The 16,572-nt window shown below is 60.6% G+C and carries 17 protein-coding genes and 2 pseudogenes; 2 read left to right on the top strand and 17 right to left on the bottom strand.

Going from position 1 to position 16,572, the window contains the following annotated elements:
• Positions 1-74: 74 nt before the first annotated feature.
• From Q1A06_RS13070 to Q1A06_RS13060, 3 genes and pseudogenes are all read right to left on the bottom strand, one after another.
• Positions 75-789, bottom strand: a pseudogene (locus Q1A06_RS13070) (IS66 family transposase zinc-finger binding domain-containing protein); the annotation flags it as partial.
• A gap of 54 nt (positions 790-843) precedes the next feature.
• On the bottom strand, positions 844-1,197 hold the full coding sequence (gene tnpB, locus Q1A06_RS13065; protein WP_299564243.1) for an IS66 family insertion sequence element accessory protein TnpB: 354 nt from the start codon (positions 1,195-1,197) through the stop codon (positions 844-846).
• Positions 1,194-1,607, bottom strand: a complete 414-nt coding sequence (locus tag Q1A06_RS13060) for a transposase (protein WP_299564240.1) — start codon at positions 1,605-1,607, stop codon at positions 1,194-1,196. Before Q1A06_RS13060 ends, tnpB begins: the two co-directional genes overlap by 4 nt.
• 706 nt (positions 1,608-2,313) lie before the next feature.
• Between Q1A06_RS13060 and Q1A06_RS21040 the strand changes: the two are divergent.
• A pseudogene (locus Q1A06_RS21040) lies at positions 2,314-2,781 on the top strand (transposase); the annotation flags it as partial.
• Positions 2,782-3,544: 763 nt separating this feature from the next.
• Here Q1A06_RS21040 and ftsH read toward each other — a convergent pair.
• The 13 genes from ftsH to ruvC all read right to left on the bottom strand — a co-directional run bounded on the left by ftsH (position 3,545) and on the right by ruvC (position 15,476).
• Entirely contained in the window at positions 3,545-5,464 is a 1,920-nt protein-coding gene (gene ftsH / locus Q1A06_RS13055) for an ATP-dependent zinc metalloprotease FtsH (RefSeq protein WP_299564237.1), read from the bottom strand.
• A gap of 83 nt (positions 5,465-5,547) precedes the next feature.
• Entirely contained in the window at positions 5,548-6,795 is a 1,248-nt protein-coding gene (gene tilS, locus Q1A06_RS13050) for a tRNA lysidine(34) synthetase TilS (RefSeq protein WP_299564232.1), read from the bottom strand.
• Positions 6,796-6,798: 3 nt separating this feature from the next.
• Positions 6,799-7,635, bottom strand: coding sequence for a tol-pal system protein YbgF (ybgF, locus tag Q1A06_RS13045; protein ID WP_299564229.1), 837 nt, complete (start codon positions 7,633-7,635; stop codon positions 6,799-6,801).
• A 34-nt stretch (positions 7,636-7,669) separates the two neighbouring features.
• Entirely contained in the window at positions 7,670-8,197 is a 528-nt protein-coding gene (gene pal / locus Q1A06_RS13040; protein ID WP_299564226.1) for a peptidoglycan-associated lipoprotein Pal, read from the bottom strand.
• Positions 8,198-8,285: 88 nt separating this feature from the next.
• Positions 8,286-9,623, bottom strand: a complete 1,338-nt coding sequence (tolB, locus tag Q1A06_RS13035) for a Tol-Pal system beta propeller repeat protein TolB (RefSeq protein WP_299564223.1) — start codon at positions 9,621-9,623, stop codon at positions 8,286-8,288.
• 157 nt (positions 9,624-9,780) lie between these two features.
• Positions 9,781-10,881, bottom strand: coding sequence for an energy transducer TonB (locus Q1A06_RS13030; RefSeq protein WP_299564220.1), 1,101 nt, complete (start codon positions 10,879-10,881; stop codon positions 9,781-9,783).
• A 4-nt stretch (positions 10,882-10,885) separates the two neighbouring features.
• A complete protein-coding gene (tolR, locus tag Q1A06_RS13025; RefSeq protein WP_299564217.1) occupies positions 10,886-11,356 on the bottom strand; it encodes a protein TolR in 471 nt (156 codons plus the stop codon).
• A 3-nt stretch (positions 11,357-11,359) separates the two neighbouring features.
• Positions 11,360-12,055: a protein TolQ gene (gene tolQ, locus Q1A06_RS13020; protein ID WP_299564214.1), complete on the bottom strand. Its 696-nt coding sequence runs from the start codon at positions 12,053-12,055 to the stop codon at positions 11,360-11,362.
• 113 nt (positions 12,056-12,168) lie between these two features.
• On the bottom strand, positions 12,169-12,555 hold the full coding sequence (gene ybgC, locus Q1A06_RS13015; RefSeq protein ID WP_299564211.1) for a tol-pal system-associated acyl-CoA thioesterase: 387 nt from the start codon (positions 12,553-12,555) through the stop codon (positions 12,169-12,171).
• A complete protein-coding gene (locus tag Q1A06_RS13010; protein WP_299564209.1) occupies positions 12,552-13,184 on the bottom strand; it encodes a hypothetical protein in 633 nt (210 codons plus the stop codon). Before Q1A06_RS13010 ends, ybgC begins: the two co-directional genes overlap by 4 nt.
• 58 nt (positions 13,185-13,242) lie before the next feature.
• Complete coding sequence (gene ruvB, locus Q1A06_RS13005) at positions 13,243-14,262, bottom strand: Holliday junction branch migration DNA helicase RuvB (protein ID WP_299564206.1); 1,020 nt, start codon at positions 14,260-14,262, stop codon at positions 13,243-13,245.
• 45 nt (positions 14,263-14,307) lie between these two features.
• Positions 14,308-14,973: a Holliday junction branch migration protein RuvA gene (gene ruvA, locus Q1A06_RS13000; protein WP_299564203.1), complete on the bottom strand. Its 666-nt coding sequence runs from the start codon at positions 14,971-14,973 to the stop codon at positions 14,308-14,310.
• Positions 14,970-15,476: a crossover junction endodeoxyribonuclease RuvC gene (ruvC, locus tag Q1A06_RS12995; RefSeq protein ID WP_299564276.1), complete on the bottom strand. Its 507-nt coding sequence runs from the start codon at positions 15,474-15,476 to the stop codon at positions 14,970-14,972. Before ruvC ends, ruvA begins: the two co-directional genes overlap by 4 nt.
• 345 nt (positions 15,477-15,821) lie before the next feature.
• Here ruvC and Q1A06_RS12990 point away from each other — a divergent pair, with 345 nt between their 5' ends.
• Positions 15,822-16,040, top strand: a complete 219-nt coding sequence (locus Q1A06_RS12990; RefSeq protein ID WP_299564200.1) for a DUF1127 domain-containing protein — start codon at positions 15,822-15,824, stop codon at positions 16,038-16,040.
• Between the two features lie 133 nt (positions 16,041-16,173).
• On the opposite strand, the gene Q1A06_RS12985 is transcribed toward Q1A06_RS12990, so the two are convergent.
• On the bottom strand, positions 16,174-16,521 hold the full coding sequence (locus tag Q1A06_RS12985) for a hypothetical protein (RefSeq protein ID WP_299564197.1): 348 nt from the start codon (positions 16,519-16,521) through the stop codon (positions 16,174-16,176).
• Positions 16,522-16,572 lie beyond the last annotated feature (51 nt).

Below are 16,572 nucleotides of genomic sequence, written 5' to 3'. Positions count from 1 at the left end.
GCCCAGAAGTATCCAGTTTTGGTTTTGCGTTTGCCCGCTGCCCGGCAGTCGCCGCTTGCGGCGATGAGAGGGGGGGGGGCAAGAACTGGCGCACGCGCTTCATCCATGAACAGTTTGTGGAGCACTTCAGATCAATGCCTTGGCGGCTGTAAATCTGCGCCTGCAGGTAAAGCGGCAGATGGTCTGCGTATTTGCTGACCAACACATGCGCCACTGTGGCCTCTGCCGGCATGCCGTCGGAATTGAGCTGCGCGGGTGCGGGCGCCTGAACAACCCCATTCGTGCAGGACCGGCAGGCGTACTTCGGGCGGCGTGTAACAATGACCCGGAACTGTGCCGGGATAATATCGAAGCGTTCGGACACGTCCTCACCAATCAATTGGCGCTCGGCACCGCAGCCGCAAATTGTGCTGTCGGGCGCAATCACCTCTTCAATGCGGGGCAGATGCTTGGGCAGCGACCCACGATTGGTTTTACGCGGCTTTGCCGTGGGCGACGCAGGCGGATCAGGGGCTTCGTCTTCGGCGTGAACCGCCGCCATTGCCGTTTCGATGTCTTCCAGCGCCAGCTCAAATTGCTCAGGATTGGCTTTCTCGGAGCGCGTACCGAACAAGGCGCTTTTGAAGTCAGGGACCAACTTCTGCAACCGCTGGATACAATCTTCCTTGCGCTCAATCACAGTGTCCCGGTCCGCGACCAGCGCATCCGCTGAGCAATCTCAGCCTGAGAAGCCAAGATCATTGCCTTCAGCACATCAATATCATCTGGAAGATTTGAACCCGTCATCATGGCGGATACCTACCAAAAGATGCCGCTAATCGCCCGTGCAAAAGCCTGCTTGTTTCACTCTGCCGCAGTCGGTGGGCGTGGTGCCAAAGCCTTCACTTTGCGGCAGTCCAACCCCGAGAACAGCGCCTCAAATTGCGGATGGTTCAATGCCATCAGGCCGTCTTTGATCGCAGGCCCGGTAAAGGTTGTTTCCTCCAGGCGTTTGTAGGCCATCACGAGACCAGTTCCGTCCCAGTCAAGCAGCTTCAGCCGATCCGCCCGCTTCGCGTGGAACACAAACACCGTGCCGGTGAAGGGGTCCTTGCGTAGCTTAATCTTGACTAGAGCTGCCAGACCGTCATGACCCTTGCGGAAGTCCACAGGTTTGGTCGCCACGACGATCCGCACCCGGTTTGACGGAAACATCATGGGGTTGTGGACAGGGCGTGCGCAATCTCAACAACCCGGTCCGGTTGGGTTCCAGCATCCAAACAAATAGTGATTGCACCATAAATGATCTCAACAGCACGTTCCGACGGGACCGCAACCGGCGCAGCCTCAGGTGCCAGCACAACAGGGGCAAATTCGGCACCCGCCAAATCCGGCACAACCAGCTTGCCGTTCTTCGCCAACCGCCGCCACGATGACAAATGATTGGGCCGCAGATCATGCCGCCGCGCAACCTCATTGATCGTCACACCGGGCACCAAAGTCTCGGCGACAACCCGGCCACTAATTGAATCAGACCAATGCCGATTTCCCGAAGGCCCAAACATGACCTCCATTCGGCCAGTGTCCTCCATATGATGCTCTATATGTCCTACCAACGCTGTTTCCATTCCAAATCTACACATGGAAACGGACTCGCAGATCAAGCCGTCGTCGGGAAGGTGGGGTCAGCGCAACGCTTACGGAAAGCAGGCCAGTGCGCATCGAAACAGCACCTTGTGGGTCTGCCGCAAATAGGCCCGCAACAGAAACGCATGGTCATGTGACAGCTTGATGCGTGCGATTTGAAGCTCAACGCCCTCACTGCCGATAATGGTAGCCCAATCCTCGCTCCAATCCCACCGGAACGCCTCGACAGGTTGACACACCAGCGGAACGAATGTCCCCCACCCAGTCGTTTGCCGTACGTGCTGCCGATCAACCTTCCAGGCGCGCACATGCCACCACGCTCTCAGGAGAACCGTCAAATCCCAGTTGCACCAGATCCGCATGCATCCGCTTGGCAGTGGGCCGGTCTTTGCGCGATTTACACTGCTCCGTCAGCAACCAACCCGTCAGTTTTCCCGCAAACGGATCCAGCTTGCTTGGCCGCGTCGACATCCTGAAATCGGACTCAACTATATCAGCCCGCGGATATTTCCTGATGGTGTCGCGAGACAGCCCTGTCCCCCGTGAAATCGCGGGAATAGGCATCCTGTCGCTTAGGCGGTGTCTTCATTTAGGAAACTCCCATTTGCGGTGGGTTCTGATTCAAGATCGAAAAACGGAGCCGATCTTGTACCAGAACTCTGGACGGACGCGTAGTGGACGCGGGCGGAACCACTTGTACCGGGCAAGACTGGTGGTCGTGAGCGTACTGTCACTGACAACAGACTTTTCCTTGGCGCGATCGTGTGGCTTGTGCGAACGGCGTCGCGGTGGCGTGATCCTCCACCTAAACTGGGCAACTGGAAAACGAGGCATTTCCGGTTTCGGCGATGGACGCAAGCGGGCGTTTGGGAGAGACTTCTAAGAACCGTTAAGCCAAGACCCCGACTTCGGATATATGTTGGTGGACGCTACGATCTGAAAGGCACACGCCCCCTCTCGGCGGATTACTACGTGATCGCCCGGCGGGCAGTGGGCGCCAGCGGCGCAAAAGGGGGCTCAAACTCACGCAATCGGACGTTCAAACGGCTGCCTGACCACGAAGATACATGCCGCCGTCGATGTTCTTGCCCTGCCGATCCGGTTCACGATCGCACCGGGCCAAATTCGGGGGAAGCCCTCTGGCACGCGGCCTGATCGAAGGGCTGACGGGTATTGGCTATGTCATGGCGGATGCGCCATATGATGCGGATCATCTGCGCCAATTCAAAGGTATACATTTAGTGCAGTATGCACCTCTCCTTTCTTCGGTGCTCAGTGAACCAGGCAAGGTGCGACAGTCGTGCGCGAGCCATCAAACGAGAAACACGCCCAAGCGTTGCTATAATCACTTCGACCAGTGGTCCTGCGAAATCATCAGATGTCGCTGAGCGCGAGCCATCTGCCATCACGATCATGGGGCCGAAGGGGGGCGTCTTCGACGGAGTTTCATGCATCGAATAGAGCGCCGCCAACATCTCGAGAAGTGGCCGATCTGGTGCGCAATCGTTTAACTCTCGCAGTTTGCCTTATTGGGCGGCACTAAGGTCGGATGCGTAGACTGAGGTGATGTCATCAATAGTTCGCCTATGATGAGGTGCTCTACCATCCCAACAGTCCCATGCTGCCCTTTCGCCAGTGCTGGCTCGCTTTGTTGATCATCCGGCATTGAAAATTCCTTATTACACAACCCGAAAACGGACCGACCAGCTGCATGCGCTGCGAAGGTCCACACCGATGATATTGGTCTGGCTGGGAGAAACGGGAAAGGCTATTTTTTATGACAAATTTTACATTTGCGCTCTGATACGAATACTAGAAATGAAACCGCCGGGAAACAAACTGCTTCCCGGCGGTCTTGCCCCAATTTCCGGAACGAACCGAAATATGGCGGAGCCTTTGTCAATCAAAAGGGCGTCGTTCAGACCGAAGGTTCAGGTTCCATGCCGCCAGAGGGAGGTGTCTTCTTACCCTTCGCTTTGGGGATCGCGGTTACGCTGGGTGCGGATCCGTTATCGGGTGTATCGTCGTCGTTGGGCGCTTGTGGTGGCTTGCCTTCCATCACGCGCTTGATCTCTTCACCGGTGAGTGTTTCGTATTCCAGCAAACCTTGGGCCAGTCGCTCGAATTCGTCCTCATGGTCAGTGATAATCTGCACGGCGCGCGCGTAGCCTTCGTCAATGATCCGCTTCACTTCGCTCTCGATCAGCTCTTTCGTCGCCGCAGAGACGCTGAAGCCACCGGCCCCGCCATTCGCCTGATACCCTGCGGCGGCTTCGGAGTAGTCGATGTTGCCGACCTTGTCGGACATCCCCATTCGCATCACCATACCGCGCGCAAGCTGGCTTGCCTGCATGATGTCGCCCATCGGACCGGAGGACACCGTTTCTGCGCCGTATTTGTGGATTTCCGCCGCCTTGCCCGCCATTGTCATGGCGATCTTTTGCTCGGCTTCGTCCTTGAACATCTGCAGCTTGTCCATCTCGGGCAAGCTCATCACCATGCCCAAGGCACCGCCGCGCGGAATGATCGTCGCCTTGTAGACGGGGTCGCACTTGTCCAGCTTCATGCCGACGATGGCATGGCCCGCTTCGTGGTAGGCCGTCTTTTCCTTCTGGTCCTGCGTCAACACCATGGACCGGCGCTCGGCACCCATCATGATCTTGTCCTTGGCGGACTCGAAATCCAACATAGCAACAAACCGCCGCCCGACCCGCGCCGCGGTCAGCGCCGCTTCGTTCACAAGGTTCGCCAGATCAGCACCCGAAAATCCGGGCGTCCCGCGCGCGATGATGCGCAAATCCACATCGGGGCCAAGCGGGGTCTTGCGGGCGTGCACACCCAGGATCTTTTCACGGCCCTTGATATCGGGATTGCCGACCGAAACCTGACGGTCAAAACGGCCCGGACGCAGCAACGCGGGGTCCAGCACGTCCTTGCGGTTTGTCGCCGCGATAATGATCACGCCTTCGTTCGCCTCGAAACCGTCCATCTCGACCAACAGCTGGTTGAGTGTCTGCTCACGTTCGTCGTTGCCGCCGCCATAACCCGCCCCGCGGTGCCGGCCCACAGCGTCGATTTCGTCGATGAACACGATGCAGGGCGCGTTTTTCTTGGCCTGCTCGAACATGTCGCGTACCCGACTTGCGCCGACACCAACGAACATCTCGACAAAGTCGGAGCCGGAAATGGTGAAGAACGGCACGCCCGCCTCGCCCGCGATTGCCCGCGCCAGAAGCGTCTTACCGGTACCGGGAGGGCCCTCAAGCAACGCGCCCTTGGGGATTTTCCCACCAAGGCGCGAGAACTTTTGCGGATTGCGCAGGAATTCGACGATTTCTTCAAGTTCTTCCTTGGCCTCGTCAATACCCGCAACGTCATCGAACGTCACGCGCCCGTGTTTTTCGGTCAGCATCTTTGCCTTGGATTTACCGAAGCCCATCGCGCCGCCCTTACCGCCGCCCTGCATCCGGTTCATGAAATAGATCCAGACCCCGATCAACAGCAGGATCGGAAGCAGCGAGACAAGGAATGTCTGCAAGCCGCTTTCCTGCTGACTTTCGGCACGCAACGGGATGTTGTTATCGATCAACAGGTTGGTGATTTCGGCATCGGTCGGTTTGATGGTAACATAGTCGCCCCCATCCGAGCGCCGAAAGCGTACTTGCTCTCCGTCGAGCGTAACATTGCTTACATCACCGCTTTCAACGGCGCTGACGAAATCGGAATAGCTTATCTCGCGGTTCTGAAGTCCGCCCGATCCGCCGTTGAACAGGTTGAACAGCGAAAATACGAGGATCAGCAGGACTGCCCAGAATGCGAGATTGCGAAAATTGCCCAAGGGAACTCTCCTGAATGCGTTTCGGCCAGAGATGGATCCCCGGCCACAGGCATAAGATAGACATGCATGCCGTCAGTTCAATGTCATAATGGGGTGTCGAAAAAGGCTTTTTCATCGCGCTTGAGTGTCCAGCGCCAATTCTGATGGGGTTTGGCGCACGGCGATGAGATAACCGTGTCACCGTGCCACAGGGCTGGATGACCCAGCAGCAAGCCGCGCGGCAGATCAAGAGATCTCCACTTATCACATTGTTTCAAACCCTTATCACCAAGTGCGCGGATTTCGTAAGGGCCATTCACTTCCCGTTCTTGGTTGCGCGTGACATGCCACCGCCCGTCCCATGCGGCGTTGATGTCGCAAACAGTATCTCGCACCCGCTCGGATTCACGGAAAAGCCAGATCGTATCGCGCCGTTTTATGACAGCGCAGCCCGCCCCGACGCTCTGTTTTTCGGTCTTTGCTGCTTCCATCAAGCTGTCGACGGTGGCGCGCCGGGGCGGATAGCGATGCTCTGCAATCCAGCCGAGCGCATGTATCCACAGCCGTCTGCGGATCTCGCGAGGATACATAGCGAGTTTTGCCGCGTCGATCGCGACGCCTCCTTGTACGAGTCTTGCGCTGTCGCGAACGGCCGCCTGCGTTGCATGGCGCAGCGCCGCGCGCGCATCCGCCATGTTCTGCGCCACTGCGGACAGGGCCGGAACATCAATGCCTAGATTACCCAGCATGGACAATGCTTTGCGCGCCCTGACCCGGTCAAATCTCAGGTCTTCGTTGCTGCTGTCGCTGACCCACTCAATACTACGCGCTGCCAGATAGTCCTGTAAGGCACCGCGCCGCTGGTCGAGCAAGGGACGCAGCCAGACCATACCGCCCCGTTCGCTTTGCCGCGCCATCGCACAAAGCCCGTCGACGCCCGCGCGCCGTTTTAGCCGCATGAGAACGGTTTCTGCCTGGTCCTCTGCGGTATGACCCAAAGCGACCGCATCCAGTTGGAGCGATTTGGCCCATACCCCCATAAGAGCATACCGCGCATCGCGTGCCGCGTTTTGCAGATTGCCGGTGCCGTCCCACCCCTCCCAGCGAAGCGTCTGGTGATTAATACCGCTGGTTTTACACAGATCCTTGACGCTCTCCGCCTCGCGCGCGGATCCGGGGCGCAACCCATGGTCGACGGTAACAGCTGAAAGCGATATGCTATGAGCGTCGGCGATGCGGTGGAGGATGGTCAGCAAAGCGACAGAATCGCTCCCCCCCGAAACCGCGACACCCAAACGAGTGATATCGGTTGCGCCAAGAGTCGCCGAAACGGCCTCTTCCAGCGGATCCACGATCTAGGAGCAGCCGAGCAGTTGCCGCTCCGCCAGAGCCTGATCCGCAAATGGCGTGCCCGGAAAACGGCCCGGTACCTCGCCCAGGGTCACGCAGGCCTCCTCAGTCTGGCCCAGCGCACCAAGAGCGGCACCCAGCCTGAACAAAGCTTCGGGCGCGTTCTCGCCGGTGGGGGCGGTGCCGAAACTTGCCAGATAGGCGCGCGCGGCCTCGCGCGTGTCGCCCATTTCGCGCAGCGCGTCGCCCCGGCGCAAATCGGCGTCAGCGGCTAACGGAGAGCCTGGATAGGTCTGGTTGAAGGCCGCAAACTGGTCAGCGGCGGTGCGAAAGTCACCGGATGCGAGCGCCTCCTGCGCCCGCGCGAAATCGTCCTGTTCGCCCACGGCGAGTTGCTGTGTCGTGCCGGTCTGCGGAGCGGGTTCCGGTGCCGGTGTCGGTGCGGGCGCAGACGCCTGTCCTTCGCCACCTAGCGTCTGCGTCTCGCCCAGCGCAGAGATGTCTCCGCCTTCCAACTCGACGAGCCTGAATTCAAGGTCGGCAATCCGGCGCGTACCGTCATCGACGATGCGGTTGATGCGATATTCAAGTTCTTCCGTCTTGGCCGTGACACGCGCCAGTTCGCTTTCCATCGTTGCCACACGGTCCAGCACCGATCCAGCCGCCAATTGAGAGTCGGCGCCGGCGGTCCCGGTTGTCGACAACTCGCGCTTGAGCTTCGTCATCTCGGTATTGAGCACGGTCAGTTCCTGCCGGATATCGGCCAGGGTTTGCGCATCCTGTGCGGTGGCGGCCAGCGGCACGGCCCCCAGAACAACGGCGAAAATAAAAGCAAAACGCATCGCGACTATCCTTCTGTACGATGGCCTGTGGCGATCAGCTTGTCAGACCACCCGCAAGCACTGTGACCGCGCGCCGGTTCTTGGCATAGCAGGCCTCGTTCGAACAGATTTCGATCGGGCGTTCCTTGCCATAGCTTACCACACGCAGACGTCCCGCCGGTACGCCTTTGGACAACAGGTACTCGCGCGCGGCATTTGCCCGGCGCGCACCCAGCGCAAGGTTGTATTCGCGCGTGCCCTGTTCATCCGCATGCCCCTCGATCACCGCCTGATAATCGCTGTTAGTCAGCAGCCACGTCGCCTGCCCGTCCAGCGTGGAGCGCCCGATGGGCGTCAGGTTGGACTGGTCCACCTCGAACAGCACACGGTCTCCGATGGTCTGGTTGAAATAAGCGGTGGAAGCCGGATCGTTGGCGCTGCCGGGTTGGATCGAATTCAGCGGCACGCCTCCGTTCGGATTCCCGTTGCCGGCCAACGCATCATCGGCGCCAAAGCGATCAGGGTTGGTGCAGGCCGACAGCGCAACGGCTGCGACGAGGACCGTCATGGGCAGGAATTTCATATGTCTCGACCTCGGGTTGAATGTCATGTTTCTTGTCAATTTGGCGAGCAGACTAGCACAGCCTGCCCGGCAGGGGAAAGGCCCGCAATCACTGCTGCAACGGCGACCAGCTCGGATCAGACCCGCCTTCGGGCGTGGCCACTTTGCGCAGCACCCGTCCGGTGATGTCCACTGAATAAAGCGATGAGGCACCGTCTTCGCCCTGGGTTTCGCGGGTAAACATGATCACGCGCCCATTTGGCGCCCAAGTCGGACCTTCATCCAGGAAAGAAGCCGTCAGCAGACGTTCCTCGGACCCGTCGGTGCGCATGACGCCGATGTGAAAACGACCCGCGTTCTGTTTGGTAAACGCGACCAGATCGCCACGGGGGGACCAGACCGGCGTGCCATAGCGCCCTTCGCCAAAGGAAATCCGCTGCGCCTCCCCGCCACCTGCCGACATGATGTAGAGCTGCGGCGAGCCCGATCGGTCGCTTTCGAAAACGATACGGTTGCCATCGGGGCTGAAACTGGGAGCAGTTTCGATGGACGGTGTATTGGTCAGGCGCACAGATTGCCCCGAATTGATGTCCATGGTGTAGATGTCGGTATTGCCGCCCTGCGTAAGGGAATAAACAACTGTCTGGCCCGACGGCGAGAAGCGCGGCGCAAAGCTCATCGTGCCTTCGGCGCTTTCCAGCACACGCTGTTGCACCGAGCCGACATCAAGGACATTGATCCGCGGAAATCCGCTTTCATAGCTGGTATAGAGCACTCGGTCACCGGTAGGAGAGAATCGCGGCGCAAGAACAAGCGCACTGCTGTCGGTCAGGTAGCGTACATTGGCGCCATCGTAATCCATCACTGCGAGACGTTTCTTGCGATCATCTTTCGGTCCGGTTTCGGAAACGTAAACCACCCGGCTGTCGAAATAGCCGCCCTCGCCGGTGATCCGGCTGTAAACCTCATCCGCGATCTTGTGCGCCATTCGGCGCCAACCGTCAGTGGTTCCCGAGAACTGCAACCCTTCGCCAAGCGTGGTGCCCGACACCACGTCGTAGACGCGAAATTTGACGTTCACGTTCGTACCGCTGACCGACACCGCGCCGGTCACGAGCGCCTGTGCGTTGATCGCCTTCCAGTCGGAATACTGTACCGCCGTCTCGAAATCGGTATACTGCGCAATGAAGGCAGAGCTCGGGATCTCACGAAAAACGCCTGTGCCTTCCAGGTCCGCCGCGATCACGCGGGCCAGATCACCCGCAAGCTGCGCCGCCTCATCTGTCTCGGCCTGAAAGTCCGGCACCGCAAACGGCAAAGGCTGTATGATCCCTTCCTCGATCGTGATGCGCAGTGGGCCCTGCTGGGCGGAGGCCATGCCGGTTGGCAACACGAGTGCGAGCGCGCAGGCGCAGACAATCGCCGAAGCGGTCCTTAGAAAAGTCATACGCCACTCATCCTTTCGCAGTTGAATCTTGGCTTTCTCATCGTTCGCCAGCACGCTGACCCCCGACGCCGCACAGCGTGCGGCTTTCTCACCGACTGTACCAGCCGGTCACGCGACATCAACGCGGCACAGGCCGCAAAGGTTGCGCGCAGGCTCGTCACCGGATTCGCATCCGTTCCGGGTTGAATGTCATCTCGATCTCTTGCCATTGGCCATATTTTTCCGCCGGCAACGGGTATCCGCCCTTCTGGCACAGCAGGATCGCCCGCCGTGCTGCACCGAAAGCGGCCTCCGCCGTCGCCGCGTCCCCACCTTCGCTACCGATCATCCGCAGCGAATTGCCGACAACCTTGCCGTCCTGCGTCATCGACATCGCCACCGTGACGGTGGTCTGAGCCCAGCGCGCACCGGGATCGACGTTCCAGCAGCCCTGGACCGCAAGACGCAGCGCGTCCTTTTCGCCCGACGACATCGGCGGCCCGGTGGGCACATCCGCCTGCGCCGAACTCATCGCCGCCTCAAGAGCTGCCTGTACGGCGGCGTCGTCCACCGGACTGGGGTCTTCCTGCGCCGGTGTGGGCGTAGATGTTTCGGCGGTACGCGCGGGCGCGGGGCGCTCGGGACGGCGGGCGGGCGGGCGCATAGAGGCGGTAGGCGACGAGGCGGGAGGCTGTGCCGCCTCGGTAATGATCCGGTCTGTTGCTTCGGGCGTCTGCGCTGCCTCCTGCTGCTCGCGCACCGTCTCGCCCGTCTCTTCGGGTGTTACGGCGTCCTGCGGCACTGGCTCCTGCACCACGTCGGGCGCTGGTTGCGGCGCAGGTTCGGGTGCGACCCGCTCCGCCGGACGCTCCACCGGCGTCTCGGCGACGGGCGCCTCCTCGACCGTAAGATCCGCAGGCGGTTCCGGCACTTCGGGTGCAGCCTCCGAAACTTCCGGAACCGGTTCCTCCACCGGCTCGGCAGCGGGCTCTTCCGTCACAGGTTCGGGTGGTGGTGGCGAAATGTCGGGGGCCACAGTGACGTCGGGTGCATCCGGCGTGATTTCCGGCGCGGCAGTCTCCGGCTCCGGCGCGATTTCCCGTGACTGTTGTTGCGCATCGAGAAGCGCCTGAAACTCCACACCGCTGATCACCGCGACCTCTTGCACCTCGACAGCGTCGGGCCGTGCCGTAAACCAACCGCCGAACAGGATCCAGCCGATAAGGCCGACATGCCCCACTCCGGAAATAATGTTGCCCGTCTTGCGTGCGCGCGACATGGGATCAGTTCCCGGTTCCGTCCAGCGTCGGCCCGCCGATGTCCGTCACCAGTCCGATGTTGGAAAACCCGCCAGCATTCAGCGCGCCCATGATCTCCATTACCGCACTATACGGCACGGTACCGTCCGCGCGCAGGAACACGCGGTCGCCCTCGCGCTCCGCCGCGACCGCACGCAACTTGACCACGAGTTCCTCGCGCGCTGTTTCCGTGGTCATGATCTGTACCGACCCATCCGCGGTGAGCGTCACGGTCAGCGGCTCTTCCTGCTCGCTCGGCAGTGCGGTCGCTGCCGTTTTCGGCAACTCCACAGGTACGCCGACAGTCAAAAGCGGTGCCGCGACCATGAAGATGATCAAAAGGACCAGCATCACATCCACGAATGGCGTGATATTGATCTCGGCCATCGGTTGCGCGCCGCCTCTGCGGCTGCGCCGTCCACCACCGCTCTTTCTCTGCATTATACCTGCGGCCATGGCTCAGCTGTCCAACTGGCGGCTGAGAATGGTGGCGAACTCGTCGGCAAAGGCTTCGTACCCGCTCAGGATACGCTCGCTGTCGGCGTTCAGCTTGTTATAGAAGATCACGGCAGGGATCGCGGCAAGAAGACCGATGCCCGTCGCCAACAACGCCTCGGCGATGCCGGGTGCGACCACTGCCAGATTGGTGTTCTGCTGCGCCGCGATCTCGATAAAGGCGTTCATGATCCCGATCACCGTCCCGAACAGACCGATGAACGGCGCGGTCGATCCGGTCGTGGCCAGCACCGGCAGCCCCTTCTGCAGCCGCTCGGCTTCTTTCGCAATAGCGACGTCCATCGACCGGTCGATGCGCGCGGTGGCACCGGGGATCAGCCCGCCATCCTCACGATGCGAGCGGCGCCATTCCGTCATACCGGCGGCGAATATCTTTTCCGCGGCACCCGATGGCTCCGCACCGATCTGGTCGAACAACGCATCCAGCGGCTCGCCCGACCAGAAAGCCTGATCAAAGCGGCCCGCCTCGCGCCGCGCCGCGCGATATTGCATGATTTTCTGGACAATGATCGACCAGCACCAAAAGGAGGCGAGAACCAATACGACCATCACCAGTTTCACGGTCAGTGTCGCCTGTGCGAACATCCCCCAAACGGTAATATTGCCGCCGATTGCGGCGGCGATCAGTGCTGTTTGCATAATATCTGCTCTTTGCTTGTCTGCCTCGGACGGGCCTGTTTTACAGGCTCCATTTGGACGAAATCTATCTCAAGGCAAATGGAAAAGCGAGGGCTAGGTGCAAAGGCGCACGATCACGATTGCAGTAGGCGAAGTTCCGCTGGCAAACGTGTGGGCTTTCCCGCCGCGCCGATGCACACGATCTGCACTTTCGCGGTAAAAAGCAGGTCAGGACCGCGCCAGACCTCTTGCGCCATCACCATGCGTGCCGCTGACAGGCTGTCGAGCGTGGTCCGCACCTCCAGCACATCTTCGAACCGCGCGGGCTGGATGTATTCGGCCTCGATCTTGCGCACGGCAAAGACCACGCCGCCGCCTTTCATGCCCAACTGATCGATGCCGATCTCGCGCACCCAATCGCTGCGCCCGCGCTCGATATAGCGCAGGTAGTTCGCATAGTAGACGATACCGGCCATGTCGGTGTCCTCGTAATACACCCGGACGGTCATGCTATGGCTCATTGCACACTGTTCCCCGCCTTTGCGCGCGCATAAAGCCGAAGGGCATATGCCGGATCCTGTGCGGCGTGCGGCAGGACCGGATCGTAAGCCGCCCGGATCAATGCCGCGACATCTGGCCGCAAAATCGTGCTCTCCCCCGCAACGGCCAGAGGCGATTTCTCCCGGAAGGCCGTATCGGACCACAACAGATAGGACTGCACGATCTGGCTCAGGGCCAGCGTCTGCGCCGGCACCGCGGACAGATGCGCATCCATGCGCAAGAATACGAAACACGCCTTGATCGCACCCTTCTCGTCGAACCGGAAGAACCGGTACTGGTTCGCCTCCGCGGCGCCAAGCCTGTCGACCAGTTCCGTCAGATCCGGCACCAACCGGTCCATCCCCGGCACCTCCAGAAGCTCCGCCCAGTCCTCAAAGAAGAACATCATGAGATTCGCACCCAGCTCCGGGTCCGTTTCCGCCATCCTGTGCCCCGTCAGCACCGCCACAGCCTCAAGCGCCCCCTTGACCACTCCCAGCGTCGCATCCTCGACCCCGAAAATAACCGGCGCAATCGGCCGGCCCCAGCGGGCAAATACGAACTGCCCGTCCTCACGGGTGAAAAGCGCTTCGATCTCGTCCGGCTCCATCGCCAAGTCTCCTCTTCCGGCCCCTATTTCTTTTGGCCAAAAATATCCAATTCCGGGATCAGCCAAACAGATCCGTCTGTGGTTTGGGTGGTGCCATTCCCAGATGCTGCCACGCCTTGCGCGCCAACATCCGGCCGCGCGGGGTGCGCTGGATCAATCCCTGCTGCAGCAAGAACGGCTCGATCACCTCTTCGAGCGCATCGCGCGATTCCGACAGGGCGGCCGACATCGTCTCGATCCCGACAGGCCCGCCCTGATAATTCTCCGCGATCAACCGCAGATACCGCCGATCCGCGCCGTCAAGGCCCAGATGATCGACGCCAAGCCGCGTCAGCGCCATATCTGCCAACGCCTGCGTCACCCGTCCGTCGCCCTCGACGACGGCGAAATCGACAACCCGGCGCAGCAGACGTCCCGCGATGCGCGGTGTGCCACGTGCGCGCCGTGCGATCTCACGCGCGCCACCCTCATCCGCAGGGGCGCCCAGCTTGCGGGCATTGCGCTCGACGATGATGAACAATTCGTCTTCGGTGTAGAACTGCAACCGCGTGGGGATCCCGAACCGGTCGCGCAGCGGCGTTGTCAACAGCCCCATGCGGGTTGTCGCACCGACTAGGGTGAAGGGCTGCAATTCGATGCGCACCGTGCGCGCCGCAGGCCCCTCCCCGATCACGAGATCCAGCTCGAAATCCTCCAGCGCCGGGTACAACACCTCTTCGACCGCCGGGTTGAGCCGGTGGATTTCGTCGATGAACAACACGTCTCGCGCTTCTAGATTGGTGAGGATCGCGGCCAGATCACCGGCCTTGGCCAACACCGGACCGGACGTCATCCGAAACCCCACGCCCAGCTCGCGCGCCATGATCTGTGCCAGCGTCGTCTTACCCAGACCCGGAGGGCCGTGAAACAGGGTGTGATCCATCGCTTCTTCGCGTTGGCGAGCGGACTGGATGAACACCTTGAGGTTCGCACGCGCCTCCGCCTGACCCACGAATTCGTCCAGCATCTGCGGACGCAGGGCGCGGTCGTGGTCTTCGGGCAGCGGCTGGGGCCGCAATGTCGGATCGCTGTCCATCATGTTCATCCTGCGCAGATCGCCCGCCGGGGTGCCGGTGCGCGCACCTTACTCTTTCGGGGCGAGGAGTTTCAACGCCGCACGGATCAACGCGGGCGTATCGGCCTGCGGCATGTCGGCTGCGGCCCGCGCCACGGCACCCGCCGCATCTCCGGGACCGCAACCGAGGTTGGACAAGGCCGACAATGCTTCCGACTGGGCGCTGGCATTGGGGGGCTCTGTGCGCTTTGCGCGCGGTGCCGCGGGTGCTTCGATCACCTCGGCCCCGGTGTCTCCGTGCGCCTGGGCTACTGATCCACCCATCGCCATCACGCCGGGCGCCTTGTCCTTGAGATCCAGCACGATCCGCTGTGCGAGCTTCGGTCCGACCCCCTTGGCCGCCTTGACCGCGTTCCAGTCGCCCAGTGCAATCGCACGGCTTACCCCGTCGGGACCGAGCGCCCCCAGAATTGCAAGCGACGCCTTCGCCCCCACACCCTGCACGGACGTCAGCAAACGGTGCCATTCCTTTTCGGCCAGCGTGGCAAAGCCGAACAGCTGCATCAGGTCTTCGCGTACCAGCAGATCGGTATAAAGCGCCGTCATCTCGCCGACACCGGGAAGGCCCGCCAGCGTGCGGTCCGAGCAATAGACCAGATAGCCGACACCGCGCACGTCGATCAGCACGTGATCCGGCGCGCGGTAATCTATGCGTCCCGTGATCTTGCCGATCATGCGCTGGCTCTTGCGATTGCGGTCGCCAGCGTCGACGCCCCGCCGTGGTGCGCGTGGCAGATCGCCACCGCCAGCGCGTCCGCGGCATCTGGCCCCGCGATATCGACCCCCGGCAGTTGCATCCGCACCATATGCGCCACCTGCCCCTTGTCGGCGTGGCCGACGCCCACCACCGTTTTCTTGACGTTGTTGGGGGCGTATTCGCCCACGGCAAGGCCCATCTGCGCGGGCACCAGCAAAGCGATCCCGCGCGCCTGGCCCAACTTGAGCGTGCCCGCCCCGTCCTTGTTGACGAAGGTATGTTCGACCGCTGCCGTCTGCGGGCGGTAAGTCGCGAAAACGCGGGTCAACTGTCCGTGGAGCGCAAGAAGGCGCATCGCCAGATCCTGCCCCGCGTCGGAATGGCAAATGCCGTTCGCCACATGGCTCAGACGGCTTCCCGTCACGTCGATCACGCCCCACCCCATATTTCGAAGCCCCGGATCGATGCCTATCACCCGTATCATCTGCCTCATCCTCGATATTGTTGCTTTTTGGATGCACTAGCACGAAACGCGAACACTGCATAACAAATTCAACCGATGGAACAATTGCGACAAACCGCGTGTCGCTTTTGCAGCGCGTGGCGAAAACTACCCTGAAAACGACCTCCGGTCACCTGCGAGCGACACGCGACCTCCCCCTATTTTTTCTTTTATTAACGGTATGTTACCGCAAACAAAACCTATGCAGAAATCGCATATCAGCGTTGCATTTTGGACCATTGCGGTATGGTCCCATTCTGCCTAACTGCGGATCAACCAGCCGAAGAATTCGGCATAACCAATTTTGCAAGAAGGACGGCTCCAATGGCTGCTTTTGACACCTCCCGCACCACCTACGGCGTTGCATCGTTTGCAAACCGGACAGCCCTCCTTATCAGCGACTTGATAACCTCTGCGATCTCATGGAACGACTCGCGCATCACACGTAAGGCACTGGCTGGTCTGACCGATCGCGAGTTGGCCGATATCGGCCTCGAGCGCGGTGCAATAGAAGACGTCGCACGGAGCGTTTTCATCCGCTGACCCCGTCTGGTACGCGGCTTCAAGCGACGACGCGCATTTCGAAAAATACAATGGCCGCGCCGGAATATGTCCGACGCGGCTTTCTCTTGTGTTTGGAGACACGCGGGCCCTACCGCGCAGCAGTTGAAATGCTCTACCGGAGAAGGGGTCCGATCTGGTTTGCGATGAGCTGCGTAAGCGGATCGACCTGAAGCAGTCTGGCGCCTATCACCTCGACCACCGTTCCGCTTTCCAGCATCGCAAGCCGGTCGTTGTAGGCATCCGGACCATTCGCGGACAGGATAAAAGCCTTGAATACGAAGAAGGAAGCGGCAAGGATCAGCAGGCCCTTGGCTGGGAAATAGATCCGGGCCCGTTTCGCCTTGAGGATGACGACCCCATTCTTGTCCACACGGGTATAGACACCGTACTTGCCCATTTTGGCATGTTTGCGTTCAAGGCCTGTCAGGCGGCGCGAAAAGTGGTCTTTTGTTTCAACCATGGCAGTGGTCTCTTTCAACAGTCGGCCCCCACCGCTGTTAAGTAAATTTTT

The sequence above is a fragment of the uncultured Sulfitobacter sp. genome (genome assembly GCF_947497275.1).
Lineage (GTDB): Bacteria > Pseudomonadota > Alphaproteobacteria > Rhodobacterales > Rhodobacteraceae > Sulfitobacter.
This window is presented reverse-complemented; position numbering and strand designations above follow the sequence as displayed.